The sequence below is a fragment of the Shewanella sp. SR44-4 genome, from assembly GCF_014163715.1.
Taxonomy (GTDB): domain Bacteria; phylum Pseudomonadota; class Gammaproteobacteria; order Enterobacterales; family Shewanellaceae; genus Shewanella.
This window is the reverse complement of sequence record NZ_JACJDU010000003.1, coordinates 169,926-195,904: the sequence shown is the minus strand read 5'-3', so window position 1 is coordinate 195,904 and position 25,979 is coordinate 169,926. Positions and strand designations below refer to the sequence as shown.

22 protein-coding genes are annotated in these 25,979 nt (G+C 41.1%); 11 read left to right on the top strand and 11 right to left on the bottom strand.

Going from position 1 to position 25,979, the window contains the following annotated elements; translation table 11 throughout:
- The first annotated feature begins 127 nt into the window (after positions 1-127).
- The 4 genes from H5125_RS03050 (at position 128) to H5125_RS03035 (ending at position 2,673) form a co-directional block, all read left to right on the top strand.
- Positions 128-790, top strand: a complete 663-nt coding sequence (locus H5125_RS03050; protein WP_162023232.1) for a response regulator transcription factor — start codon at positions 128-130, stop codon at positions 788-790.
- A 106-nt stretch (positions 791-896) separates the two neighbouring features.
- Positions 897-2,021 (top strand): carboxypeptidase family protein, encoded by a 1,125-nt coding sequence (locus tag H5125_RS03045; protein ID WP_182743515.1) that lies wholly within the window; start codon positions 897-899, stop codon positions 2,019-2,021.
- 56 nt (positions 2,022-2,077) lie between these two features.
- Positions 2,078-2,395 (top strand): zinc ribbon domain-containing protein, encoded by a 318-nt coding sequence (locus tag H5125_RS03040; protein ID WP_182743514.1) that lies wholly within the window; start codon positions 2,078-2,080, stop codon positions 2,393-2,395.
- Entirely contained in the window at positions 2,392-2,673 is a 282-nt protein-coding gene (locus H5125_RS03035; RefSeq protein WP_182743513.1) for a YeaC family protein, read from the top strand. Before H5125_RS03040 ends, H5125_RS03035 begins: the two co-directional genes overlap by 4 nt.
- Before the next feature lie 135 nt (positions 2,674-2,808).
- On the opposite strand, the gene ansA is transcribed toward H5125_RS03035, so the two are convergent.
- Positions 2,809-3,822 (bottom strand): asparaginase, encoded by a 1,014-nt coding sequence (ansA, locus tag H5125_RS03030; protein ID WP_101087066.1) that lies wholly within the window; start codon positions 3,820-3,822, stop codon positions 2,809-2,811.
- A gap of 131 nt (positions 3,823-3,953) precedes the next feature.
- The gene (sppA, locus tag H5125_RS03025; protein WP_182743512.1) at positions 3,954-5,798 is read right to left on the bottom strand and encodes a signal peptide peptidase SppA; all 1,845 of its coding nucleotides are present in this window, start codon (positions 5,796-5,798) and stop codon (positions 3,954-3,956) included.
- Positions 5,799-5,961: 163 nt separating this feature from the next.
- Here sppA and H5125_RS03020 point away from each other — a divergent pair, with 163 nt between their 5' ends.
- Positions 5,962-7,977 (top strand): FAD-dependent oxidoreductase, encoded by a 2,016-nt coding sequence (locus H5125_RS03020; RefSeq protein WP_182743511.1) that lies wholly within the window; start codon positions 5,962-5,964, stop codon positions 7,975-7,977.
- 172 nt (positions 7,978-8,149) lie between these two features.
- Here the strand turns inward: H5125_RS03020 and yghU are convergent, their stop codons facing one another.
- On the bottom strand, positions 8,150-9,019 hold the full coding sequence (gene yghU, locus H5125_RS03015) for a glutathione-dependent disulfide-bond oxidoreductase (protein ID WP_182743510.1): 870 nt from the start codon (positions 9,017-9,019) through the stop codon (positions 8,150-8,152).
- A gap of 152 nt (positions 9,020-9,171) precedes the next feature.
- Entirely contained in the window at positions 9,172-9,846 is a 675-nt protein-coding gene (locus H5125_RS03010; RefSeq protein ID WP_242445141.1) for a haloacid dehalogenase type II, read from the bottom strand.
- A 288-nt stretch (positions 9,847-10,134) separates the two neighbouring features.
- Here H5125_RS03010 and H5125_RS03005 point away from each other — a divergent pair, with 288 nt between their 5' ends.
- Positions 10,135-10,428, top strand: a complete 294-nt coding sequence (locus H5125_RS03005; RefSeq protein WP_101087071.1) for a hypothetical protein — start codon at positions 10,135-10,137, stop codon at positions 10,426-10,428.
- Positions 10,429-10,609: 181 nt separating this feature from the next.
- On the opposite strand, the gene H5125_RS03000 is transcribed toward H5125_RS03005, so the two are convergent.
- Positions 10,610-10,936 carry an EF-hand domain-containing protein gene (locus H5125_RS03000; protein WP_182743509.1) on the bottom strand — a complete coding sequence of 109 codons (327 nt, stop codon included), beginning with the start codon at positions 10,934-10,936 and terminating at the stop codon, positions 10,610-10,612.
- 465 nt (positions 10,937-11,401) lie between these two features.
- Positions 11,402-12,265 (bottom strand): PA4780 family RIO1-like protein kinase, encoded by an 864-nt coding sequence (locus H5125_RS02995; RefSeq protein WP_101087073.1) that lies wholly within the window; start codon positions 12,263-12,265, stop codon positions 11,402-11,404.
- A 585-nt stretch (positions 12,266-12,850) separates the two neighbouring features.
- Between H5125_RS02995 and H5125_RS02990 the strand changes: the two genes are divergently transcribed.
- The 3 genes from H5125_RS02990 to H5125_RS02980 all read left to right on the top strand — a co-directional run bounded on the left by H5125_RS02990 (position 12,851) and on the right by H5125_RS02980 (position 15,574).
- Complete coding sequence (locus H5125_RS02990; RefSeq protein ID WP_182743508.1) at positions 12,851-13,999, top strand: BamA/TamA family outer membrane protein; 1,149 nt, start codon at positions 12,851-12,853, stop codon at positions 13,997-13,999.
- Positions 14,000-14,012: 13 nt separating this feature from the next.
- Positions 14,013-14,822, top strand: coding sequence for a hypothetical protein (locus H5125_RS02985; protein ID WP_259395383.1), 810 nt, complete (start codon positions 14,013-14,015; stop codon positions 14,820-14,822).
- A gap of 455 nt (positions 14,823-15,277) precedes the next feature.
- Complete coding sequence (locus H5125_RS02980) at positions 15,278-15,574, top strand: hypothetical protein (protein WP_101087075.1); 297 nt, start codon at positions 15,278-15,280, stop codon at positions 15,572-15,574.
- Between the two features lie 23 nt (positions 15,575-15,597).
- On the opposite strand, the gene yfaE is transcribed toward H5125_RS02980, so the two are convergent.
- The 5 genes from yfaE to ubiG form a co-directional block, all read right to left on the bottom strand.
- Positions 15,598-15,996, bottom strand: coding sequence for a class I ribonucleotide reductase maintenance protein YfaE (yfaE, locus tag H5125_RS02975; protein WP_182743507.1), 399 nt, complete (start codon positions 15,994-15,996; stop codon positions 15,598-15,600).
- A complete protein-coding gene (nrdB, locus tag H5125_RS02970; protein WP_101087077.1) occupies positions 15,986-17,116 on the bottom strand; it encodes a class Ia ribonucleoside-diphosphate reductase subunit beta in 1,131 nt (376 codons plus the stop codon). Before nrdB ends, yfaE begins: the two co-directional genes overlap by 11 nt.
- 72 nt (positions 17,117-17,188) lie before the next feature.
- Positions 17,189-19,477: a class 1a ribonucleoside-diphosphate reductase subunit alpha gene (gene nrdA, locus H5125_RS02965; RefSeq protein ID WP_101087078.1), complete on the bottom strand. Its 2,289-nt coding sequence runs from the start codon at positions 19,475-19,477 to the stop codon at positions 17,189-17,191.
- A 593-nt stretch (positions 19,478-20,070) separates the two neighbouring features.
- Positions 20,071-20,733, bottom strand: a complete 663-nt coding sequence (locus H5125_RS02960; RefSeq protein ID WP_182743506.1) for an HAD family hydrolase — start codon at positions 20,731-20,733, stop codon at positions 20,071-20,073.
- Between the two features lie 123 nt (positions 20,734-20,856).
- A complete protein-coding gene (gene ubiG / locus H5125_RS02955) occupies positions 20,857-21,579 on the bottom strand; it encodes a bifunctional 2-polyprenyl-6-hydroxyphenol methylase/3-demethylubiquinol 3-O-methyltransferase UbiG (RefSeq protein WP_101087080.1) in 723 nt (240 codons plus the stop codon).
- A 392-nt stretch (positions 21,580-21,971) separates the two neighbouring features.
- Here ubiG and gyrA point away from each other — a divergent pair, with 392 nt between their 5' ends.
- Together gyrA and serC are read left to right on the top strand one after the other, a co-directional pair.
- Positions 21,972-24,701 carry a DNA gyrase subunit A gene (gene gyrA, locus H5125_RS02950; RefSeq protein ID WP_101087081.1) on the top strand — a complete coding sequence of 910 codons (2,730 nt, stop codon included), beginning with the start codon at positions 21,972-21,974 and terminating at the stop codon, positions 24,699-24,701.
- Positions 24,702-24,878: 177 nt separating this feature from the next.
- Positions 24,879-25,970 carry a 3-phosphoserine/phosphohydroxythreonine transaminase gene (gene serC / locus H5125_RS02945; protein WP_182743505.1) on the top strand — a complete coding sequence of 364 codons (1,092 nt, stop codon included), beginning with the start codon at positions 24,879-24,881 and terminating at the stop codon, positions 25,968-25,970.
- Positions 25,971-25,979: the final 9 nt, after the last annotated feature.

Sequence of the window (25,979 nt, the reverse complement as noted above, 5' to 3'; positions counted from 1 at the left end):
AATGTCTCAAGGCCTGAAGTTTCAGGCCTTTTTGTTAATGAAAAGGGCTACAGGGTCGATTAAATCTGGTTTTGGCTAAATCAGTATGATAATCTTAATGGTAATCGTTATCATTAAGTAGCTGAGCATGAAGAATATCCTATTCATTGAACATACCCTTTCCGATAAAAGTGACGTAACTCGACAGCTAAATGAGCAGGGCTACAGTGTTCATCGGGTTAATAATGCCTTTGATGCGTTGATCCAAATGGAAACTGAGCAGCTTGAAGCCATATTATTAGATTTTTCGGTTCCCAAAATGGAGTCATTTTGGCTGCTCGTTGCACGACAAACCCGAACGCCTATTATTGTATTAGCAGAAAGTAACAGCGAACTGGAGCGCATTAATGCGCTAGAGTTAGGCGCCGACGATTATCTCACTCGACCGATTAATATCCGCGAATTGCAGTTACGTCTTAATGTACTCCATCGACGCACCCAAGCACCAATTAATGACGCGGTTAATGACTATATTGGCTTTGATGATACCTGCTATACCATTAGTTTTGCAGAAAAGTCGCTAGTGTTGACCCAAACGGAATATCGGTTATTTAAATATTTATTTGATAGACAAGGTGAAGTGGTCACCAAAGAAGAGCTGCAACTACGGGTATTACACAAAGAACTTGGACGTTTTGACCGTAATTTAGACATGCATATCAGTAATACACGCCGTAAATTAGTTAAACGCAATTTACCACGCGAATTGATTAATACCGTTCGCGGTCAAGGTTACAGCTTTAGCTTTTAATGGTTCACACCTATTGCCGCATTTGATAAGCTATGGCGCATAAAATAAGGCTGATACCAATCGTTATTAAGCCCAAAATAAGCGCAAGCACATAAAGGATAATCTAATGCGGATTACAGCAAACTTTGACGGCGGCAATATTGACGTCATTAACCTAGACAAACATGACGATATACAGCTCGCCATTCGTCCCGATTTTGGTGGTGAGTTTTATCAATGGTTTAACTTCCGTTTAGAAGGGGAAGTCGGCCAGACATATACCCTTAACATCCTCAATGCAGGTAGTGCCTCTTATCCAGCTGGCTGGGACGATTATCAAGCAGTGGCCAGTTATGACCGCCAATCGTGGTTCAGATTACCAACTCAGTATGTCGACGGAAAATTAACCATCCAGGCTGAGCTAGATTGTGAAGCCATTCAAATAGCTTATTTTGCACCGTACAGCTACGAACGTCATTTAGATTTGATCAGTGAAGTGCAATTACATCCAGCTGTGAGTCTTGAGCACCTTGGGTTAACCCTTGATGGTCGCGACATGACCTTGCTAAAAATTGGTGATGCTAACCCAGATAAAAAGAATATTTGGATTACTGCGCGTCAACATCCGGGTGAAACGATGGCTGAATGGCTAGTTGAAGGTTTGTTAAATCAATTGCTTGATAGTGATTGTCCAACATCTAAAGCCTTATTAGACAAAGCCAATTTTTATATTGTGCCAAACATGAATCCAGATGGCAGCGCACGCGGCCATTTACGGACTAATGCTGCAGGTACTAACTTAAATCGCGAATGGCAAACACCGAGCTTAGAGAAAAGCCCTGAAGTGTATTATGTCGTTAATAAAATGCATCAAACTGGTGTTGATTTATTTTACGATGTGCACGGCGATGAAGGTCTTCCTTATGTGTTCCTTGCCGGTTGTGAAGGGGTGCCAAGCTACAACGATAAGATGGCTCAATTACAGCAGCAATTTCTCAGTGCATTGACCATTGCCAGTGCGGATTTCCAAACAGAGTTTGGTTACGATAAAGATGAGCCAGGTAAAGCTAATTTAACGGTAGGTTCTAATTGGGTTGCTAATACGTTCAGTTGTTTATCGAACACCTTAGAAATGCCATTTAAAGACAATGCCAATTTAGCCGATCCATTTGTGGGCTGGTCTCCAGAGCGTTGCGTATATTTAGGTGAAGCGTCTTTAGTTGCGATGTTAGCGGTGGTTGATAATTTATAATCGCGACAGTACGCGGTAATTTTTATCTTCAGATAATCAAGCAGGTAGAATGAATTATGGCCTTAGTTGCATGTCCTAAATGTCAAAAGCGAATTTCAAGTCTGGTTAAGCAATGTGAGCATTGTAAAACCGATTTGAGTGGTAATACTGAGTCATTAAAGATTATCAGTCACATTGAGCGTTCAAATAGCTTAATGACTCAAAGCTTTATTTTTTTGACATTATTTATCGCAGGAGTTGTGGTGTGGTTTTGGGGAGGAGAGCCTGCACAGGGGTTAACTTCTTATATCGCGATCGCAAGTTTTGTTATTGGTTTTACGGGTTATCTTGTTACCCGAGTCAGAATAGTGTTACATAAACGGAAATCAGTATGAACGATATCAATAAAGTCATTGATGAAATGCCTGAAGAAGTATACCTGCGCTTATTGTCTGCGTCTGAGTTAGGTAAGTGGGATGATGGTACAGTATTAACTCAGCCACAGCGTGAATCGACTTTGCAAGTAGTGATGTTGTATCAAGCACGTAAGTTGCAGCAAACTGAACATTTTACCATCGCAGCCGGTGGTAACATTAATGAGCTGTCTAAATCAGAGCTGAAAAAACAGTTTAAAGGTGAGCCCATCGCCGATTTTAAAGAAGCTGATTTGTAATTATCTGATAATAAATAATATTTGTTATCAATAATGGATATTATAACATCAAAAAATGCGAGCTCATTAGCTCGCATTTTTATTTAGCTGTTATCTGTTAATACAATAACCCCGTAACAGTATCAATAACCTAAACTAGTCTGTTGTCAGTTCACCAACAAGGTTTTGCTGCATACGTTGCTTAATTTGCGCCGACGTTAATCCAATAGACAACAAATAATGCAATTTGGCTAACGCCGCTTCAATGGTCATATCAGCACCACTTATTACCCCAGCTTGTGCTAAAGCATTACCTGTAGCATAACCGCGCATATTGACCTTACCCTGGAAACATTGAGTCAAATTAACCAATATAATACCGCGTTCATCGGCTTGTTTAAGTGTATCAAGTAGCTTCTTATCTTGTGGTGCATTCCCCACGCCAAAGGTCAATAAAATCAGTGCTTTTACCGGTTGCTGTAAAATATTATTAAAAATGTCAGTGGAGATCCCTGGATAAAGTGTCACCACACCAACAGGTTGTGGACTAATTGTCACCACTTCTAAAGGCTCACCTGTTGGTTTGGTTATTTTCCCTGCTTTAAGGTTTATTTTAATGCCTGCCTCGAGCAACATAGGAAAATTAGGCGATGCAAACGCATCGAATCCGTCAGCATGGGCTTTGGTTGAGCGGTTACCACGAAACAGTTTGTTATTAAAAAATAAACAGACTTCTGCAACGGGGTAGTTGGCCGCAATATAAAGCGAATTGAGCAAGTTGGTTTGACCGTCTGAACGTAATTGAGCTAACGGAATTTGTGAACCAGTAACAATGACAGGTTTTGATAGACCTTGCAGCATAAATGACAATGCAGATGCGGTATAAGCCATGGTGTCTGTACCATGCAAAATAACGAAACCGTCATACTTTTCATAGTTGGCTTGAATATCATTAGCAATCAATTGCCAATCCGGCGGTGCCATATTGGATGAGTCAATTAATGGGCTGTATTCATGAATAACGAATTCAGGCATTTCTTCATGATAAAACTCAGGCATTGACTGCACACAATCGGTTAAGAACCCTGATACTGGCACAAAACCATTATCGGTCTTTTGCATCCCGATGGTACCGCCAGTATAGGCAACGTAAATGGAACGTTTTGTCATGTATGTAGGCTCTTCTTTAACAGCGATTGCAGATTGTGGAAATTATACGAGTTTATTTATCGATCCCCAATAAAAAAGCCTGCTAAGCAGGCTTTTTTTGAATAATCTTCATATTGCGGTCATTTGAGTGATTAGTAATTACAGTTTTCGCAATACATATAGACATGATTAGGGTCATCAAACATCGACAATGTTTCAAATGCGCCAGCCCACTGCTTGGCAAAGCGCTCAATGAAACTGGTTTGACGAACACTGTCTGGAACATAAGCCACAGTAGCGCCCATGATTTGCTGCATCAGTTGTTGTTCAGCGCTAAGCTCTTGTTCAATCAATTTAACGTCGAACTTGTCCATTTTCGCTAAATCAGCAGCTTTAGCTAATGCCACATCCATATCACCTAGTTCATCAACTAGGCCTAAGGTGAGTGCGCGTTTACCAGTCCATACTCGGCCTTGAGCAATGTTGTCAACTTGCTCTAGAGTCATATGACGTTCTTTTGCTACCAGAGAAATAAACTCATGATAACCACGTTCAATATGGCGTTGTACAACAGCAGCCACTTGTGGATTTAATTCGCGTGCAGGCGATAATCCGGCCCAATCAGATGTTGCGACACCATCAGAGGTCACACCAAAATGATTCAGTGCTTGCTCAAACGTAGCAAACATACCGAAAATACCGATAGAACCCGTTAGGGTTGTTGGTGTTGCAACAATATAGTCGGCACTGGCTGATATCCAATATCCGCCAGATGCAGCAAGACTACCCATGCTAACAACCACAGGCTTACCTGCTGCTTTTAGGGCTAACACTTCTTGACGAATTTGTTCTGACGCAAATGCACTACCACCAGGGCTATCAACGCGAAGCACGACGGCTTTCACCTTATCGTCAAAGCGTGCTTTCATTAGCAATGCAGAGGTACTTTCACCGCCAATTTGTCCAGCAGGTTGTTTACCGTTAAGAATCGTGCCTTTAGCAACGATAACGGCCACTGCGTCTTTTTCAACAAAGCTAGGCATAGGTGCGGTTAACGCTCGATAATCATTAAAGCTAATTTGCTTAAAGTTTTTACCTTCTTTATCACTGCCAACACGTTCAATCATCGCGACACGGAACGCATCAGCCGAAACCAGTTCGTCAACCCATTTCATGTTGACAGCCATTTGAGCACTGTCACCTTCAGCTTTATCAAGCTGAGCAAGGAATTCATCTGGAGTTAACACTAATTGATCTGGGGCTATTTGACGGTTACTGGCCACAATAGTTGAATAACTTTGCCAAATATCGTTTAACAATACTTTACTGGCGACTTTATCGGCATCAGACATATCGTCGCGAATAAAGGGCTCTACAGCTGATTTAAAGGTACCCACTCGAAATACGTGAGTGGTAATTTTGAGTTTTTCGAGTGCAGCTTTGTAATATAAGCGATAACGGCTTAAGCCATCAAGCGCTACCATACCTTGGTTATTAAGGTATATTTTGTCTGCAAAGCTGGCTAAAAAATATTGGTTTTGATCATAACCATTGGCCATAGCGATAACTGACTTATTGGCGGCTTTAAACTGGGTTAATGCTTCACCTATAGCGGTCATTTTACTAATACCGGCATCACGAAGATCCGCTAAGTCCAGTACTATACTGTTAATGCGGGCGTCTTGAGTCGCATTATTAATAGTATAAAGTACATCGGCTAATAGAATTTCACCTTCTGGATCATTAGCTTGCCCTTGGCTAAATGCCATTTCTATTGGGTCTACATAATGTTTTTGGTCCACTATGCTCCCAGACAAGTTCAGCACTAATGCTGATTGATCTTCGACGACAATTTCATCTTCGCTGTTGAGAAGTACTACAGCGATGACAGCCAACAAACCAAAAAATATAACGTTGATGATGAACTTACGGATACCGTTTACTGTATTCCATAACAGTAAAAACATCCTTTTTAAAAACGAGGGTTTAGCGGACATTTGCCACTCCTTTATCAGTCTAATGTAGTCATCCTAACTGAAAATCAATAAAAATGTGAAATTCAATTGTAAAGGTTTTTAACAAACGAGCGTTTAAATGATTGAGCAAACTTTACTGTCGGGGTATGCTGGTTTAAATCACTTGTTTAAAAAGGATGTTTGAATGTCGTTTCCACACTTATTAGAACCTTTAGATCTCGGCTTTACACAGCTGAAAAACCGCGTGTTGATGGGCTCAATGCACACGGGGTTAGAAGAAGAAAAAGGCGGATTTGAGAAACTGGCAGCTTTTTATAAAGAGCGTGCTCAAGGTGGCGTGGGGTTAATCGTTACTGGCGGTATCGCACCTAATTTACGTGGCCGTTTAGCGCCACATGCCTGCCAATTAAGCTTTTCTTGGCAAGTGGGTAAACATAAAATTGTTACCGATGCTGTGCATGAAGCGGGCGGTAAAATCTGTATGCAAATCTTGCATGCGGGCCGTTATAGCTATCATCCTTTTAGCTTAGCGCCGAGCAAAGTAAAATCGCCAATTACCCCGTTTACCCCTTCAGCGATGTCTGCTCGTCAAGTGCGTTCGACAATTAAAGATTATGCTACCAGCGCGGTATTGGCGAAAAGAGCCGGTTATGATGGCGTTGAAGTCATGGGCTCTGAAGGCTATTTGATCAATCAATTTATCAGTTCGCGCACCAATAAACGTACCGATGAATGGGGTGGCAGTTATGACAATCGGGTTAAGTTTCCGATTGAAATCGTTAACGCTATTCGTCAGAAAGTAGGCAGTGACTTTATTATTGTGTTCCGTTTGTCGATGCTCGACTTAGTCGACAATGGCTCAACGTGGGATGAAGTGGTTCAGCTGGCAAAATCGCTTGAACAAGCCGGTGTAAGTATTATTAATACCGGTATTGGTTGGCATGAAGCACGTGTACCGACGATTTCGACCAGTGTACCGCGTGGTGCTTTTTCTTGGGTAACAGAAAAGCTCAAAAAAGAAGTCAAGATTCCGTTAATTGCCACCAACCGAATTAATACCCCAGAAATTGGCGAGGCGATTATTGCATCAGGTCAAGCTGATATGATATCGATGGCCCGGCCATTTTTAGCAGATGCAGAGTTTGTGAATAAAGCGGCAGCTAATACCCCAGAGTTGATTAATACCTGCATTGGTTGTAACCAAGCTTGTTTGGACCATACTTTTGCGATGAAGCGGGCAACCTGTTTAGTTAATCCTCGTGCTTGTTATGAAACCGAAATTAATTTTACCCCAACAACCAGTAAAAAACGTATCGCTGTTATGGGCGCCGGTCCTGCGGGAATGGCGTTCTCGGTATACGCAGCGTCTCGTGGACATGAAGTGGTATTGTTTGAAGCCAAGTCTGAAGTCGGTGGTCAGTTTAATTTAGCGCGTAAAATCCCGGGTAAAGAAGAGTTTAGTGAAACTATTCGATATTTCATTAACCAAATTAAACTGCATAACGTTGAACTGCGTCTAAACACTAAATTGGATGCGGCAGTACTGGCCAATGAGAAATTTGATGAAGTGGTCATCGCCGCTGGTGTGGTACCACGAGCGTTGGATTTACCGGGTTTTGATAATCCTAAAGTGGTCGATTACCAACAAGTATTAACGGGCCAAGTTGAAATGGGTAAAACGGTAGCATTAATTGGTGCTGGCGGTATTGGTTTTGATATGGCGCATTTCTTATGCGAATTAGAATCGAGCACTTTGCAACCCGATAAATGGTTAAAACAATGGGGCATTGATAAAACCTATCAGAATGCTGGCGGGTTAACTGAAGAAGCCGAACATATTCCTGGTCGTGAAGTGTATTTACTGCAACGTAAAACCACCAAAATGGGCAAAGGTTTAGGTAAAACTACTGGCTGGATCCATCGCAGCGTGTTGAAGCAACATCAAGTGCATATGAAAACCGGCGTAAGCTACGAAAAGTTTGATGAACAAGGCCTTCACATTAAAATAGGTGAACAATCTGAAATTCTTGCTGTAGATAATGTGGTGTTGTGTGCCGGACAAATGTCGAATCGCAGTTTGGTTGATGAAATGAAAGCCACAGGATTACCTGTACATTTAATTGGTGGGGTAGATGTGGCGGCTGAATTAGATGCCAAACGCGCTATTCGCCAAGGTGCAGAACTCGCGATGAGTATTTAATTGTCACAGAGTTTCTAGTGTGAAATAACGTCCACAATTTGCGTTGTTTCGAACTGTCGTTGTTTCGAGCTGAAATACGGAAACAAAAAAAGCCTTCTGTAATGCAGAAGGCTTTTTAGTATGGCAACAAAATAAGTCAGTGAAACAATAGCGTCAAACGTTGACGACTACGTTATTTTACTGTGCTAGGACGCAGTTTTAGAACCTTATCAATATCTTCAGCGCAATGACGCTCAGGAACTTGTTCCCATTCTTCGCCCCAAGAGCGATTGATGATACGACCACGTTGGACCCCTTCACGAGTTTCAAGCAATTTAGCCCAACGAACAACATTGGTATAAGTCTCTACTTCTAGGAATTCGGCAGCCTCATATAAATTGCCCAAGACTAAGTTGCCATACCAAGGCCAAATAGCAATATCTGCAATGCTATATTCTTCACCAGCAATAAAGGTGTTTTTTGCCAGTTGTTTATCTAGCACATCTAACTGGCGTTTAACTTCCATAGCAAAGCGATTAATTGGATATTCCTGCTTTTCATCGGCATAAGCATAGAAGTGACCGAAGCCGCCACCGAGGAATGGCGCTGAACCTTGGGCCCAGAACAACCAGTTAAATGTTTGCGTTCTGGCTTTGCCATCTTTAGGGAGGAATTGGTTAAACTTCTCTGCTAGATGAACCAAAATTGAAGCAGATTCAAACACGTTTTCGTCTTCATTAGCTGATTTATCCAATAAAGCAGGAATTTTTGAGTTTGGATTAACGGCAACGAACCCTGACGAGAATTGATCCTTTTCCCCGATGTTAATCAGATAAGCATCATATTCAGCTTCTTTAATGCCTAAGGCCAGTAGCTCTTCTAACATGATAGTTACTTTTTGCCCGTTTGGTGTGCCAAGAGAGTAGAGTTGCAAAGCATGCTCTCCGACAGGCAGCGCTTTATCAAATCTTGCACCTGACTCAGGGCTATTAATGTTCGCCCACTTATTAGCGCCATTGTTATTATTTTGCCACACTTTAGGCGGGGTATATTGGTTAGTCATAAAATATCCTTGTACAACCTGTTAGCAGGTTAAGTAAATTGATAATGCGCTTAGCACAATGTGGTTAGTGTAGCGTGTAAAGTTTTAATGTATTAGCATCAACGCGTATGAGTTATGCTTATATTGTTTAAATACAGCATGTGAGTTATTTATTACAGGGCATCCAGTTGTTCACTTAATTCGATTAAACTACTGGCGGTTATGTCTGGTTCAATGCCCCACGGGTCAAATATTTTTTTACTGTCTCTTTTGATCCAAGCCGTATTCAGTCCGGCGGCTTTTGCACCAATCACATCCCATGGATTACTCGACACCATCCAACAATGATTGAGGTCAGATTGGGTGCGAGTCATTAAATAATGGTAAACGGCGGGGTTAGGTTTAAACGTCTTTAGGTCATCAACACTGATAACGTCATGGAGCTGCGGTAAAACGCCTGAATTTTGCATCAGTGTACGAACCGCCACTTCAGGTCCATTTGAAAAAGCGGCGAGGGTATGACCTTGATTGCGCAGTAATGCTAGCCCAGGAATGACATCATCAAAAGCCGTGAGTTGACTAAATTTAGCCAGTAAATCTTGTTGTTCGCTGTTTGACAGTGTGACGTTGAAAACAGATAAACAATATTGTAAAGCTTGTTGAGTACACACACCGAAATCTTCATATTGTTGCATTAAGCCACGACGAAATGCATATTCGACTTTTTTATCGTGCCACAATTGACCAAATGCTTGTGCCTTGTCGCCAATCAATTGCTGCAGATGCTGGCCCATATCCACTGGATCCACTAATGTGCCGTAAACATCAAATCCAATCATTTTATGCATGTTCATTGTTCCATTTGGGTTATGAGCCAAGTGCTTAAGCTCTTTATCATTTGATATACTTGCCAATAAGTTCTATTTGTAGCGAGTTAGCGTGCTCATAATGTGAGCCATGAGTTACTATAAACTAACTATATCATTCGTTCAATCACTATTTTGAACGAACGTTCAAAATTATGTGAGTTATTAAATGATATTAGCTTGCTCTGCAATATTGGCTCTCAAGGAAAACTTTGATTTAGAGTTAATTCATTGTATTATATTGATAAAAATTATTGAAGGTAATGTTAAATGGAGTGTCCTCGTTGTAAGGGTATCTTTGCCCGTAAAGCGCTTAAACAAGTCCGTAAAGGTAAACATGGGGTTGAAACACAGTGCCCTAAATGTGATCAATGGTTGATGTTCGAGCCTAAAATGATGATGACCAAAAATATTGGCTTATTCATTTTGCTGGTATTCAGTGTGGCTAACTTCTTTATCGACAACACTGATTATCGCTTAATATGCTCGTTTTTAGGTTTTGCGGGTGCTTGTATTGCTTTTTATGGCGTATTTAAAAGTAAGCTTATTGCAGCGCAGGAGTAATGGGTAATGAGTAATTTTAGCGATGGTGTGGAAAAATGGCGCTATATCTTGCAGGTGTAGATACAACTAAGTCGTTTGCTATGCTATAGCGTATTTAAAAGAGAGGTGATGCTGATTACCTCTCTAAAGCGATGTTGATTATTATCCCGAGCTGAGATTATGTAGATATCCCAAACTGTGATTATTTAGAATTTCTCATCATTTCGTGATGAGATTGAAACTCTTCAGTATCAATAAACTTATTGCGGTCCAAATCGATACGCTCAAACATTTCATCACAATCCGATGCGTTTTTTAATCGTCGCCCTTCAGATTGACGCAATGCTTGCCTGGCTTTTTGAAAGCGTTCAAATTCCTCTTCAAATATCAATTTGTCTTGATTAGTATCAAAATCGGAAAATGCAGGCATCTGAGACATTCTCATCATTCCATTTTCATTTCCAATAACATTAGCTGACATAAAAATAGTCAGACAAACGAGTAATACCGATAGAACATAGCTACTCATAATATTCTCCTTGTTAACTTTCCAATATCATTATACGCCTATTTACCCATGTAAAAAGCAAGGTTATATAAAGTGTGTAAATTGATCATATTACTTTTTAGCAAACATAACGGTTCACTCATGACTATGTGGGAAAAAGCAATTGATTGAGGTTTAGCCAGTAATGAGAGTGCTTTTGCACACGATAGCGTTAACAAGCGTCGCATAAAAGTGCAGTGTTTAGGCGGCTAGCGGTTATGGTTATGGTTAACCAACTTGCTTAGTTGAGATGAGCGTCTTAATTTGGTATTCACTAGGGGTAATTAGCCGTCAACTCGGGTTGGCTTGGCGTTAATTAAAGGAGAAGGGCTAATTAAATAGGGAGACATTAACCTGACAATTTATTCGATAGTGTATTCGATCACTTATTCGATAATTTGTCGGAATGTCTCCCTAGGTGTTCACATGAGTGAATAAACGATCGATTTAATATTCGTCGCTGTTTGCATCACTCATGCGCTCGCGTCTTTCTTGGGCTTCTTCAAATGCAGCGTTAATTTCTTCTAATACAGAATCGACGTCAGCCGCTGTTGTGTCTTCTTCAAATAAACCGGTCAATTGTGTTTCCGGCGTTAATTCACCTTGTTCGTACAAGGCCCACATTTCTTTAGCATATTTTGTTGCGGCTAATTCTGGGGCAAATTGAGAATAATAGTCTGTCATATTATTCACATCACGAAATAACATCGCTTTGGCATTATTGTTTGCTGATGCATCAACAGCTTGGGGCAGGTCAATGATAACCGGTCCATTCTGATCTACGAGCACGTTAAACTCTGATAAATCGCCATGAACAATACCTGCACATAACATTCGTACGACATAACCCATCATAACGTAATGCTGCGTTTGCGCTTGTTCAGCACTCATCTGAGTAACATCATTTAATCGAGGTGCAACATCACCATGAATATTGGTGATCAACTCCATCAATAGCACTCCATCAAAGCAGCCATAAGGCACTGGTACTCTAATTTTAGCGGCGGCGCATTTATATAACGCGTCGACCTCGGCATTCTGCCAAGCTTTTTCTTGTTCTTCACGACCGTATTTAGAACCTTTTTCCATGGCTCTACCACGACGACTGTTTTTGGTTTTTCGACCTTCTTGATATTGTGCTGCTTTTTTAAAACTGCGCTTAGTGGCTTCCTTATACACTTTGGCGCAGCGAATCGCATCGCCACATCTGATCATATAGACCGTAGCTTCTTTGCCACTCATGAGTTGGCTTATCACTTCATCGACGAGACCATCGTCAACCAGTGGTTGTAATCGTATAGGCGTTTTCATAGCGTCGTTATACCTTACTTGCGCGCTGGATGATATATCTAAGGAAATAATTTTTACTTGCTGATGGGCTACTGATTAAATGAGGCTCAATAGTACTGAATTTGTGCTTTGTAGACTCTTGTTTATTGGATAGAAATGCTGTAGCCGTTCAGCTAAATATAGTCGATTTTGATCCTTTTACCGAATGATATCGATGGGGTGAATGTTGAGTTATCACTAAAAAGAGCAGCCAAACGTGTTATATTAGCGGCCGTCATTTAGCGTAATGATATCAGTTACGCCTATAGATAAAAAGATTGCTGATGATACGCCTAAACTAACGTTAGGTATAAAGGCCATCATTTAACGCAGTATAATATCTTGTATTTAATGATGGAGAACTTCAGCAAGGCTTAAGTTCTTCTTCAGTCAGTATTGAGTGATGAGTAGGATAATCTTTTTTGATTTAGTTATTATTTGATTCTTATCTGAATCGGCTATTATTTGAAGCGATTATTGTCGATAACTCATTGAACAGTGATTCCAAAATTTGGCATGGAAGTCATCATGCGCGCCTATTTTTTTTAACATTTTAATAGAGTTTTTATGAAACGGACCTTACTTTTAACACTATTTGTTTTTTCTCACGCCGCAACCGCAGTTGAACCTTTATTTGAAACCCCCAAAGATATGCAACCAACATGGATTGATGACATTTTGTCGGTTTTTGGCGCGGATGGTGAATTCGATGACACTAAAGCTATTGATATGAGTTATTTACCTACGGCTTATTACACCCCAGAGAAAAAGTTTGGTGTGGGTTTACTTATGGTGGGGTTATACAAAACCGATAACGCATCAAGTGAGCAACAGCCTTCATCATTGGTGTTGAATTCATTTGCTTCTGTGAACAATTCTTATGGCGTCACGGTAGAAAATATGACGTTTTTAAATCAAGGTAAACAGCGTTTGTTGCTTGACTTAGAACTGCATAATGAAGCTGCTGTTTATTATGGAATAGGGATTGAACAAGGCGACCAAGACCTTAATCATCATGAGTTCAAAGAACAACTGTATAGCTTTAAGCCGCGTTGGATGACCGAAGTCGCCAGTAACTATTTTATTGGTGTGGGTGCTGACTTTATTTATACCACGGCCGACAGCTTAGAATTAGTCGCAACAGAAGCTCCTGTGGATTCAAGTACGCTTCTGCCAGACAACTTTAGCTCAGGTGTTGTAGTAACCAGTATTTATGATTCAAGAGATTACCGTTTAAACGCAACAAAAGGCTGGTTATTTCAGGTTGATGCTGGATTATACCAAAATGACCAATTCGATTCGTTTTCTACTTATAATATTGAATTAGCGAACTATATTGATTTAGGCTCGACACCGGGTTTAATCGCATGGCAAGTGCAAGGTCATCTAACCAGTGGCGATGTGCCTTGGAATCTATTACCTGATCTTGGTGGCTCCGACGCGATGCGAGGTTACATTAGAGGCCGATATCGTGACGAGCAAATGATGATGGGGCAAGTTGAATATCGCTTACCAGTGTTCCAACGTTATGGCATGGTATTTTGGGGCGCTGTTGGTAGTGTGGCACCTAAAGTGAGTGAGCTAACCGATGCGCTATTAACGGCCTATGGCACAGGATTTCGATTCAAAATTAAAGACAATATTAATTTACGATTTGATGTAGGGGTCGGTGAAAATGAAACTAACTTCTACCTAAATGTGAATGAAGTCTTTTAAGGCGATACTATTGATGATGACAGTAATGTCGCGAGTGAAGCTTATGATGACCGGGTGTCGTAACATCCGGATATCTGCGACAGCTTATGCTGTCGACTCGAGAATGATGATCATTGTGTGTTTGGTTAGTGGCTTATTGCAGAGTAATAGTGCCTTGGCCAGTGACATTCCACACAGTTGCCAGCGAAGCTTTAATTACGCTATTTATCTCAGTGGTCTACACACTGGTAAGATGAACCGTACTGAGAACTGGCAGGGTAAATCTGCTGTTATAACCTCAAAGAGTGAAGCCAGTATTCTAGGGGTTGGCACTCAATATCAACAACGTACTGAGTTATCGTGGTCAAATAACCGCAATGAATGGCTAACCGATAGTTTTCATCAGCAGGTAACCGGTTTTCGCTCACGAGACATGCAAGCCACTTTTTACAATAATGGCCTCGAGTCACGAGTGGATGTTGATGGCGATATTGAGAATTATACCTCAAGCCAAATACCATTAAGGGATGTAGACACCTTAGCCATTCAAATCCGCGAAAACTTACTCGCTGGCCGACGTCAATTTGCGTTAATTAGGCAAGCTTCAGATGCAATTGAACCTTATCAATTTTATGTAAAGGACGAATTAACCGCTACCATTGCGTCTTTGGGGGAGATACAACTTATTCCGGTGGAGCAAACCGGGGCCGAAGAGGTGACGTATTACTTCGCACCAAGTATGAATTATCAACTGGTGAAAGCCCATTATCATGGGATGATTTTGCAAGGTGTTATTGAGCTTGAACATTATGTTTCATCTTGCGATACCATGACGGAGAGCTAACCTTACCTCGTGTTACGTCATTAGGCTTATTGACGCGTCAATGAGCCTAATTTTCACGGTATTATTGCCATAAATGGACACTATAGAGAATTGATTTACTCGTTATGGGCGGTGGCTGACTCATCACTATTTATGCTAGTTATTTTAGCATTAGCCATTATCTACTCTAGCCATAGCCATTATCTACACTAGCATTAGCCATTATTAGCACGAGTCAATAATGATTAAAGGATTAATCTCGAAACCTTACTATTAGCCCAGCAAGATCATCAATAGACTTTTTTCTGTACAAGCTATCAAGCAACAATATCCCTGCGATAAGTTCGATGGCGTTAGTTGCTGACTAACCTGATGAAATCGTGTCGTCTATGTTATATGATTTTGGCTGGTGAATATGCCCCAAAATTTTTATCGAATAGGTATAATCTGCTGCTGATGTTCCCATTGGAGATACCATGGCCAAGGTGATCAATAAAGCCATTTTTAGCAGTCGAATATTATCGATAAATCTGGTGACCTACCATACTCATCATCGTGTGATGACACATATCGATCCGGTACAACAAGGCCGCTATTACAAACTCAACTTTGTTCTTGTACAACCTAAAGTGGGCGGGGTGTTTCGTTGTGCCAAATGCATCATGAACTTATGGGGACGAGTATATTTATTTCGTCCAGATAAATATGAGCATAGCGTGACTAAGATTGAGACGGGTAAACGTGTGTTGCTAAGTGTTGCTTTGAACATCTAGAAGGGTGTTAACGGGACCATAAGTTAACGTTCGTGGACAAGTTTAGGGTTAGCCTGTAATTGTTGGGTTAACGCAGTTGTTGGCTTATGAGTGTCATTGGTTGAAACATATTGACGTTTAGCCACCACTTGTACACCTTCAGTTGATAGTTTGAGGTTTAAATCACCCTCAGGTACACAACAACAGGGCAGACATTCATCTGATTTAAGTTCAGCTAGTGGCTCGGAGAAGTATTTAACTTCTCCTGATATCACTGTGGTTTTACACGCGCCGCAAAATCCATTACGACACTCTGAAAACACTTTTACTTTTTTCGACTCAAGCGCTTCTAATAAGCTTGAATGTTGGCCGTCAAATAAAATAACCGGCTGTCCTTTCAAGCTTATGATAGGGGCTTTTTTGAAAAAATTTTTATAGGTCAAAATCTAAAAACTCGTCGCCATCAACAGAAGAATCAATTTGACCAACAAGATAAGATGACACTTCTACTTCTTGTGGGGCAACCTGTACTGCATCACTTTCTAACCAGTTTTTCATCCACGGTAGTGGGTTTGACTGTTCATCATAAGGTTGAGGTAAGTGAACTGACTTCATCCGTTGGTTAGTAATAAACTCAACGTACTGGCATAAAATTTGTTCATTTAAGCCAATCATCGAACCATCTTTGAATAAGTACTTGGCCCATTCTTTTTCTTGTTCCGCCGCTTTGACGAATAAGTCATACGCTTCTTGCTTACACTCAGCAGCAATCTCTCCCATTTCAGGGTCATCTTTACCACCCTGCATCAGGGCTAAAATGTGTTGTGTACTATTGAGGTGTAATGCTTCATCACGGGCAATTAAGCGAATAATTTTAGCGTTACCTTCCATAACACGGCGCTCTGCAAAGGCAAACGAACAAGCAAAACTGACATAGAAGCGAATCGCTTCTAAGGCATTAACTGACATCATGCACAAATATAATGACTTTTTAAGAATACGTGAATTAACGGTGATTTCTTTACCGTTAATAATGTGCGTTCCTTCACCTAACAAGTTATTAATCTGGGTGAGGTTAATTAAGTCATCGTAATAAGCGGCAATGTCACCGGCACGCTTTAAAATTTCGTCATTTTGCACAATATCGTCAAATACCACAGATGGGTTATTAACAATATTACGAATAATGTGGGTGTACGAACGCGAGTGAATGGTTTCAGAAAATGACCATGTTTCAATCCACGTTTCTAATTCTGGTAGCGATACCAAAGGCAAAAATGCCACATTCGGTGAACGGCCTTGAATTGAGTCGAGTAATGTTTGGTATTTTAGATTTGATAGGAAAATATGCTGTTCATGTTCAGGCAAATTACCGAAATCAATTTTGTCACGGCTGACATCAACTTCTTCTGGACGCCAGAAAAACGATAATTGCTTTTCAATTAGCTTTTCAAAGACTTCATATTTCTGTTGATCGTAGCGTGCCACATTAACCGATTGACCGAAAAACATAGGTTCTTTGGTAGAATCGTTAGGTGTTTGACAAAATGTTGAGTAAGCCATTATTTAGGTGTCCTGAAAACGCATTTTTCAAAAAGCGGGGAAGGCCCCCGCTAAATATACATAAAGTGATGATTAGATCTTACACGCACCGCCACCACAACCATCGTCTTCTTCTTCGACAGCAATAATGTCGTCAAACTGATCAGAAGCACCGTCACGAGTATTATGATAATACAATGTTTTAATGCCCAGTTTGTAGACGCTTAACAAGTCTTTTAACAATGTTTGCATCGGTACACGACCGCCTTCAAAACGGCTTGGGTCATAATTGGTGTTAGCCGAAATAGCTTGGTCGATAAACTTCTGCATTAAACCAACAAGTTGGATGTAACCATCGTTGTTTGGCATATTCCACAGCAGTTCATACTTATCTTTCAGTAATTCAAAATCAGGAACGACTTGCTTTAACTGACCATCTTTACTGGCTTTAACGCTAATTAAACCGCGTGGAGGCTCGATACCATTAGTCGCATTTGAAATTTGCGATGAGGTTTCAGACGGCATTAGCGCAGACAAAGTTGAGTTACGTAAACCGTACTGCTTAATGTCGCTACGTAAGCTTTCCCAGTCCATGTGCAATGGCTCGTCACAAATCTTGTCTAAATCACGCTTGTAGGTGTCGATAGGTAAAATACCTTTCGAATAAGTTGTCTCGTGGAATAACGGACATGCACCTTGCTCTTTTGCTAAGTTCATCGACGCTTTCAGTAAATAAAACTGAATCGCTTCAAAGGTTTTGTGAGTTAAGTTATTAGCTGAACCGTCTGAATACTTTTTACCGTTTTTAGCTAAATAGTTAGCAAAGTTAATCACCCCAATACCTAAGGTACGACGGTTCATTGAACTCGTTTGCGCAGCTTTAATTGGGTAATCTTGGTAATCAAGTAAGTTATCTAGCGCACGAACAGCTAAATCAGCTAATGGTTCAAGCTCTGATAAATCTTTAATTGCGCCTAAGTTAAGTGCTGACAAGGTACACAACGCGATTTCACCGTCTGGATCATCGATGTTTTTAAGTGGCTTAGTCGGTAAAGCAATTTCTAAACATAAGTTAGATTGCTTAATTGGCGCAACTTTAGAGTCAAACGGGCTGTGAGTATTACAGTGATCGACGTTTTGAATGTAGATACGGCCAGTAGAAGCACGTTCTTGCATCATCAATGAAAACAGTTCAACCGCTTTAATTTGTTTTTTGCGGACATTGCTGTCTTGTTCATACTGAAGGTATAAACGTTCAAACTCAACTTGGTCTTCAAAGAATGCATCGTAAAGACCAGGCACGTCTGATGGGCTGAATAGACTGATATATTCGCCCTTAATCAAACGTTGGTACATTAATTTGTTTAACTGCACACCGTAGTCAAGATGACGTACACGGTTGTCGTCAACACCACGGTTGTTTTTTAGTACTAATAGCGATTCAACTTCTAGATGCCATAAAGGATAGAAAAGAGTTGCTGCACCGCCACGTACGCCGCCTTGAGAACACGACTTCACCGCAGTTTGGAAATACTTATAAAATGGTAAACAACCGGTGTGGAATGCTTCGCCGCCACGAATAGGGCTACCAAGGGCACGAATACGACCCGCATTAATACCAATACCAGCACGTTGGCTAACGTATTTAACGATAGACGATGCAGTCGCATTGATTGAATCTAAGCTGTCATCACACTCAATCAATACACATGAGCTGAACTGACGTGTAGGGGTACGCACACCGGCCATGATTGGTGTTGGTAAAGAAATCTTAAACAGAGACGTCGCGTCATAGAAGTCTTTAATGTACTTCAAACGAATTTCTTTTGGGTAACGGGCAAACAAACATGCAGCGACTAATATGTATAAAAACTGGGCGCTTTCGTACACTTCATGGGTGACACGGTTTTGAACCAGGTATTTACCTTCAAGTTGCTTTACCGCGGCATAAGAGAAGTTCAAATCGCGCCAATGATCGATATAGGTGTCGAGAGTGTCCAATTCTTCACGGCTGTAGTCAGCCATGATATGCATGTCATATTTACCCAGTTCAACTAATTTGGTGACATGGTCATATAACGTTGGTGGTTCAAATTGACCAAACGCTTTTTTACGTAAGTGGAACACCGCTAAGCGGGCAGCCACAAATTGGTAGTCAGGTGACTCTGGAGAGATCAAGTCAGCCGCAGCTTTAATGATCGTTTCATGAATGGCTTCTGTTGGAATGCCATCAAAAAACTGCAGATGAGATCGAAGTTCTACTTCAGATACTGAGACGTTTTTTAATCCCTTGGCTGCCCAAGTGATCACGCGATGAATTTTATCTAAATCGATAGATTCACGTTCGCCACTGCGTTTAGTGACTGTCATATTGCTATTCATTGAAGAGAGGCCTTGGTTCTATATCTAATCATGTGATCTGTTGTTGGATGCAGTGCTGCTTGATTCGATCCGAACCAGTTACAAAACAATTCCATGTTAAAACAATCAACCTGATGTACTCACAACGTGGTAGTTAAACACCAGTACGTTCAGTTAGCCACTACATCCTTTGGAACGTCGTGGAGTAGTGTTTTGATTGTCAGCCACACACAAGATATGGTGTTATTTAAAATCTAAGATACAAGATAGTGAGGTTTGAGGTTTATTGCAAGCCACAATTTCATTAACTTCTTGTGGATAACTTGAGGATAAACGGCAGGGTTAGTGACAACTAACCCTAGAGCCCAAATTCATAAAGAGTTTTTGATAAATGATATTTTTTAATCCATCAAATGATAAAAATTTGATCGCTAAAATAAACAGCGATCAAAAAAAATGGACCGTTTATTGGTTGATCTTTTGTTGGTTTTGATCGGGTAGAAATTGATGACTGTTAACTGTACATTTAAGCTTAATAAGACCCGTTAAACTTCACTCATGCTTTGTTCATTTACCCAAAAATTAACCCGCTAAACCGATGTCGAACATTGTCATTAATCAGTGAAAAACTGTTTAAGTGAGGCTCCGTGTTGAAATTGTTTGCCTGCTGGCCATGTGTCAGGTTTGTCTGTCGCAGATAAATAACCCCATAACGCAACGCCGCCTAACATACTGGCATTGTGGGCGGCGACTAAGTCACGTTCAGCGTCACCTAGATATAAGATACTTTGAGGAGCAATGGCAATTTGTTGTGCTGCTAACAGCATTGGTGCGGTATGAGGTTTAGAGTGACGAGTGCTATCACCACTGATCATGGTTTTCAATTTATGAGTTAAACCAAGCTTTTCCACTAATGGCCTGGCAAATCGAGCCGGCTTATTGGTCACTACGCCATAAGGAATCGATCGGGCATCAAATAAGGATAATAGTTCGGGTAAGTCAGCGAATAAACGGCTGTTGTCACCATTGATACGGGCATAATGCTGAAGTAGTGCTTGCTGGATGGTAATTTGTACTTGTTCATCGGCATCTGGAATGGCCGTTTTAACTAAATATAAGCTGCCATGTGATGCCGCATGGCGCATCAAGTCAAGCGGTTGGACGTTAAAACCGGCTTCATCCAAGCTGAGATTCAATGCCTGTACTAAATCTGGTGCGGTATCGGCTAAGGTACCGTCTAAATCGAACAGCACTCCTTTTATATCTTGTTTATGCAAGGGCTAGCTCCTAACGAGAGAAAATAACAATAGACAGTGCAAGCCCTTTATAGCGTTATTGGCACAACATAACGCTATTGTGGTGCATTCACATTGAAATGTTGAAAAGAATCACCTGGATGATTAATCAATTTTTTGAGTGGCTATCATATAATTTACATCGACACTTTTAGTGTACTTAAACACACCCGACAATGGATTGTAGGTAATTCCCAGCGCATCTTTACACAATAAGTCAGTGTTATCGACCAATGCCATCAGTTCCGATGGGCGAATAAACTTGCTGTGATCGTGAGTACCAACTGGCAGCATTTTTAATAAATACTCTGCGCCGATAATCGTCTTTAAATACGACATCATATTACGGTTTATGGTTGAGAAAAACACAAAACCATTTGGTTTAACCATGTCACAACAGGCTTGAATAACCGATTGGGGATCGGGTACATGTTCGAGCATTTCCATGCAAGTGACCACATCATAATATTCGCGGTGGTTATCGCGATGTGCTTCGGCTGTTGTTTTGAGGTAATTAACCGTAACACCAGACTCTAAAGCATGTAGTTTTGCCACTTCAAGTGGTGCGTTGCCCATATCAATACCGTCAACGTTAGCACCTAGGCGCGCCATACTTTCTGACAAAATACCGCCACCACAGCCAACATCAAGTACTTTTTTGTCAAAAATACCTTCAGCGGTTTGGTCAATGTAGTTTAAACGCAGTGGATTAAGTAAATGTAATGGCTTGAACTCGCCATTGAGATCCCACCACGTTTGCGCCATGGCTTCAAATTTTGCGATCTCGAGTGGATCAACATTGGGTGTCGATTGTTCAGCGTGTGACATAACGTAACCTAAGTGTAGTGTGTAATAAAGTATGGTCGCTATTATAGCGATAACCTTTGCGAATAGTAGTCAACAATGGCTTTTGCCGTTTACGCTTGCTCATAAAACATCCATTTAAGCGAGGTAAATGGATGTTTTATGCTATCAACTGCTTAAATCATCAACAAGTTAACGATAATTGTTGCTCAAATTTAGTCGTATATTAGCCAATGAATAAACTAAATTAGCTGAAAATATTAGCTTTTTTGTAATTTTTAAGAGTGATAGAGCATTTGGCTGGTCTTTGCTCTGGCGACATTAAATATCTGTGTTAGAATGCCAAATCACGTTTTTAAGCTAGATAATAATATGGAAGTTTTATTGTCAGCTCACTTTAGGGGAACGCGCAGTTTATGACTGATCTGGCATCATCTATTTCGCCAATTAACATCGAAGACGAACTTAAAAATTCTTACCTTGATTACGCCATGAGCGTAATTGTAGGTCGTGCATTACCTGACGTCCGTGACGGTTTAAAACCAGTTCACCGTCGAGTATTGTTCGCAATGAGCGAATTAAAAAACGATTGGAACAAACCATATAAAAAATCCGCTCGTGTCGTTGGTGACGTAATTGGTAAATATCACCCACACGGTGATACTGCTGTATACGATACAATTGTACGTATGGCGCAACCGTTCTCGCTACGCTACACATTGATTGACGGACAAGGAAACTTTGGTTCGGTCGACGGTGACTCTGCAGCGGCGATGCGTTATACCGAAATCCGCATGCAAAAGTTGGCGCATTCATTATTAGCCGACCTTGAAAAAGAAACTGTGGATTTTGTGCCTAACTACGATGGCACAGAGATGATCCCTGCGGTGTTACCAACACGCGTACCGAACTTATTAATCAATGGTTCATCAGGTATTGCGGTCGGTATGGCCACTAACATTCCACCTCACAACTTAACAGAAGTAGTGAAAGGCTGTTTGGCGTTAATCGAAGATCCAAGTTTATCGATTGAACAGTTAATGGAATACATCCCAGGTCCAGATTTTCCAACGGCAGCGTCAATAAACGGTCGCAAAGGCATTATCGATGCTTATCACACTGGCCGTGGTCGCGCTATCATGCGCTCGAAAGCGGAAATTGAAACTGAAGATAATGGTCGTGAACGTATTATTGTTCATGAAATTCCATATCAAGTTAACAAAGCCCGTTTGATTGAAAAAATTGCCGAGCTTGTTAAAGATAAAAAATTAGAAGGTATCAGTGGCCTACGCGATGAGTCTGATAAAGACGGTATGCGTATTGTTATTGAAATCAAACGTGGTGAAGTGGGTGAGGTTGTACTAAACAACTTATATTCTCAAACACAAATGCAGTGTTCTTTTGGTATTAACATGGTGGCATTGACTAACGGTCAGCCTAAATTGTTTAACCTTAAAGAAATGCTTGAGTGTTTTATTCTTCACCGTCGTGAAGTGGTCACGCGCCGTACTGTATTTGAACTGCGTAAAGCCCGTGAACGTGCTCATGTTCTTGAAGCACTAGCCATTGCATTGGCTAACATCGACCCTATTATTGCGCTTATTAAAGCTTCACCTACACCTGCTGAAGCCAAAGCAAAATTGGTTGCACAAGGTTGGGAATTAGGCCATGTACAAGGCATGCTTGAAAAAGCTGGCGATGACGCTGCACGCCCTGAATGGTTAGAGCCTGAGTTCGGTATCCGTGACGGTCAGTACTATTTAACTGAGCAACAAGCCCAAGCGATTTTGGAATTACGTCTGCACCGTTTAACCGGTCTAGAACATGACAAGATTTTAGCTGAATATGAAGAGCTTTTAGTTCTTATTGCAGGTTTGTTATTCATTCTTCGTACTCCATCGCGTTTGATGGAAGTGATTAAAGAAGAACTAGAAGAAATACTTGAGCAATACGGTGACGAACGTCGCACCATTATTAACGCCAACGAAATTGATATGAGTCTTGAAGACTTAATCAATGAAGAAGATGTTGTAGTGACCTTGTCTCACTTAGGTTATGCGAAATACCAAGTGCTGTCTGACTACCAAGCGCAACGTCGTGGTGGTAAAGGCAAAGCGGCAACTAAAGTAAAAGATGAAGACTTTGTCGAAAAGTTATTGGTGGCAAACACCCATGATACCATCTTGTGCTTCTCTGACTTTGGTAAGATGTACTGGCTAAAAGTGTATCAATTACCATTGGCAAGTCGTACAGCCCGTGGTCGTCCAATTGTTAACTTATTACCACTTTCTGACGGTGAGCACATTACTGCAATCCTACCAGTACGTGAATACGCAGATGATAAATTTATCATCATGGCTACCGCACACGGTACCGTTAAGAAAACAGCATTAACAGCATACAGTAACCCTCGTGCAAACGGCATTATTGCGGTGAACCTAAAAGACGGCGACCAATTAATTGGCGTTGATATTACTGAAGGTAGTGACGACATTATGTTGTTCTCTAATGAAGGTAAAGTGGTTCGTTTTAATGAAAAAGCGCGTGATTCTGAAACCGGTGAAGTGAAGATTGATGCTGAAACTGGCGAAGAAATTATTGCACTGCGCCCTATGGGTCGCACTGCTACCGGTGTTCGTGGTATTAAACTTGATGCTGGCCAAAAAGTGGTGTCGTTAATTGTACCTAAAGGTGACGGTGCTATTTTAACCGTAACTGAAAATGGTTACGGTAAGCGTACTGAGCTGAGTGAATATCCAGCGAAGAGCCGCGGTACTAAAGGCGTGGTATCAATTAAAGTCAGTGAACGTAATGGTGAAGTCGTCGGTGCAGTTCAAGTAGGCACATTTGACGAAATCATGTTGATCAGTAATAAAGGCACCTTAGTGCGTACTCCTGCTGAAGGCGTATCCATTATTGGTCGTAACACTCAAGGTGTGACTATCATCCGTACCGCAGAAGACGAGAAAGTCGTTGGTTTGCAGCGTATTGAAGAAATTCAAACTGAAGAGTTGTTAGACGAAGAAGGCAATGTTATTCCAGTAAGCGATGTTATCGATGCTGAAGCGACAGATGCTGAGTCAACTGACGATGTTGAAGCAACAGATGCAGACGAAGCCAAAACCGGAGATGACGAACAAGAGTAATAGATTACTTTTGTTGTAGATATCCTCGAACGGGCGCCCTTATGGCGCTCGTTTTATTTTACGGAATAAATTTCATCAAAATAGGTAAATAAAGGCCTATTCATCAACCCGTAAAATACTTACTATTACGGTTAAATTGTTATTGTCTATATTGATTATTTGTCAAAGGAGTTGTCTGTGAGCGCGATTTATAATTTCTGTGCTGGACCTGCCATGTTACCTCAAGCTGTAATGCAAAAAGCACAACAGGAATTAATTGATTGGAATGGCCTAGGCGTCTCCGTGATGGAAATCAGTCATCGCAGTAAAGAGTTTATTGCGCTGACCGATCAAGCAGAGGTGACATTACGCAAGTTGATGAACATTCCTGCAAATTACCACGTGTTATTTATGCACGGTGGTGGCCGGGCTCAATTTTCTAACGTAGTGAATAACTTTCTTGGCGATAATGGTCAGGCACTTTATTTGGTCAGTGGTCAGTGGTCATCGGCAGCGGTAACTGAAGCGAAGAAATTGGTAAGCGAGCACAATATTGACAGTATCAATATTGTTGAGCAAATCAATGGGCTTCATCAGGTTAAATTGCCGGACTTCACGGCAATCGATAAAGATTATCGTTATGTGCACTATTGCTCAAATGAAACCGTAGATGGTATCGAGATTTTTGAAGAGTTAGACAGTCCATGGCCAATTGTTGCTGATTTATCATCGACCATCATGTCGCATGAAATTGATGTCAGCAAGTACGGTCTTATTTATGCCGGCGCGCAAAAGAACATTGGTCCATCAGGCTTGTCGATTGTCATTGTGCGTGACGATATGCTTAAACTGCCAAGTCTGCCGCAATCATCAGTAATGGATTATCGCGTTGCCGTTGAGTATGGTTCTATGTTTAATACGCCGCCAACGTTTGCTTGGTATTTAGCCTCTGAAGTGTTTGCGTGGTTAGCCGCAAATGGCGGCATAAGTGCGATGGCTGAAGTGAACCAACAAAAAGCTGCGTTACTGTATGCTTGTATCGACAGCAATCCGTTTTATAAAAACGGTGTAGCACCACAAAACCGCTCACGCATGAACGTCACCTTTCAACTAGTGAATGATGCCTTAGACAGTGAGTTTTTAGCCCAAGCGGAGGAGGCTGGGTTAGTGGCGTTAAAAGGTCATCGTATTGTCGGTGGTATGCGTGCCAGTATTTATAACGCCATGCCGCTAGCGGGTGTGCAAGCCTTAGTGGACTTTATGAATAACTTCGCCGTAAAGCACAGTTAATTCGAACCG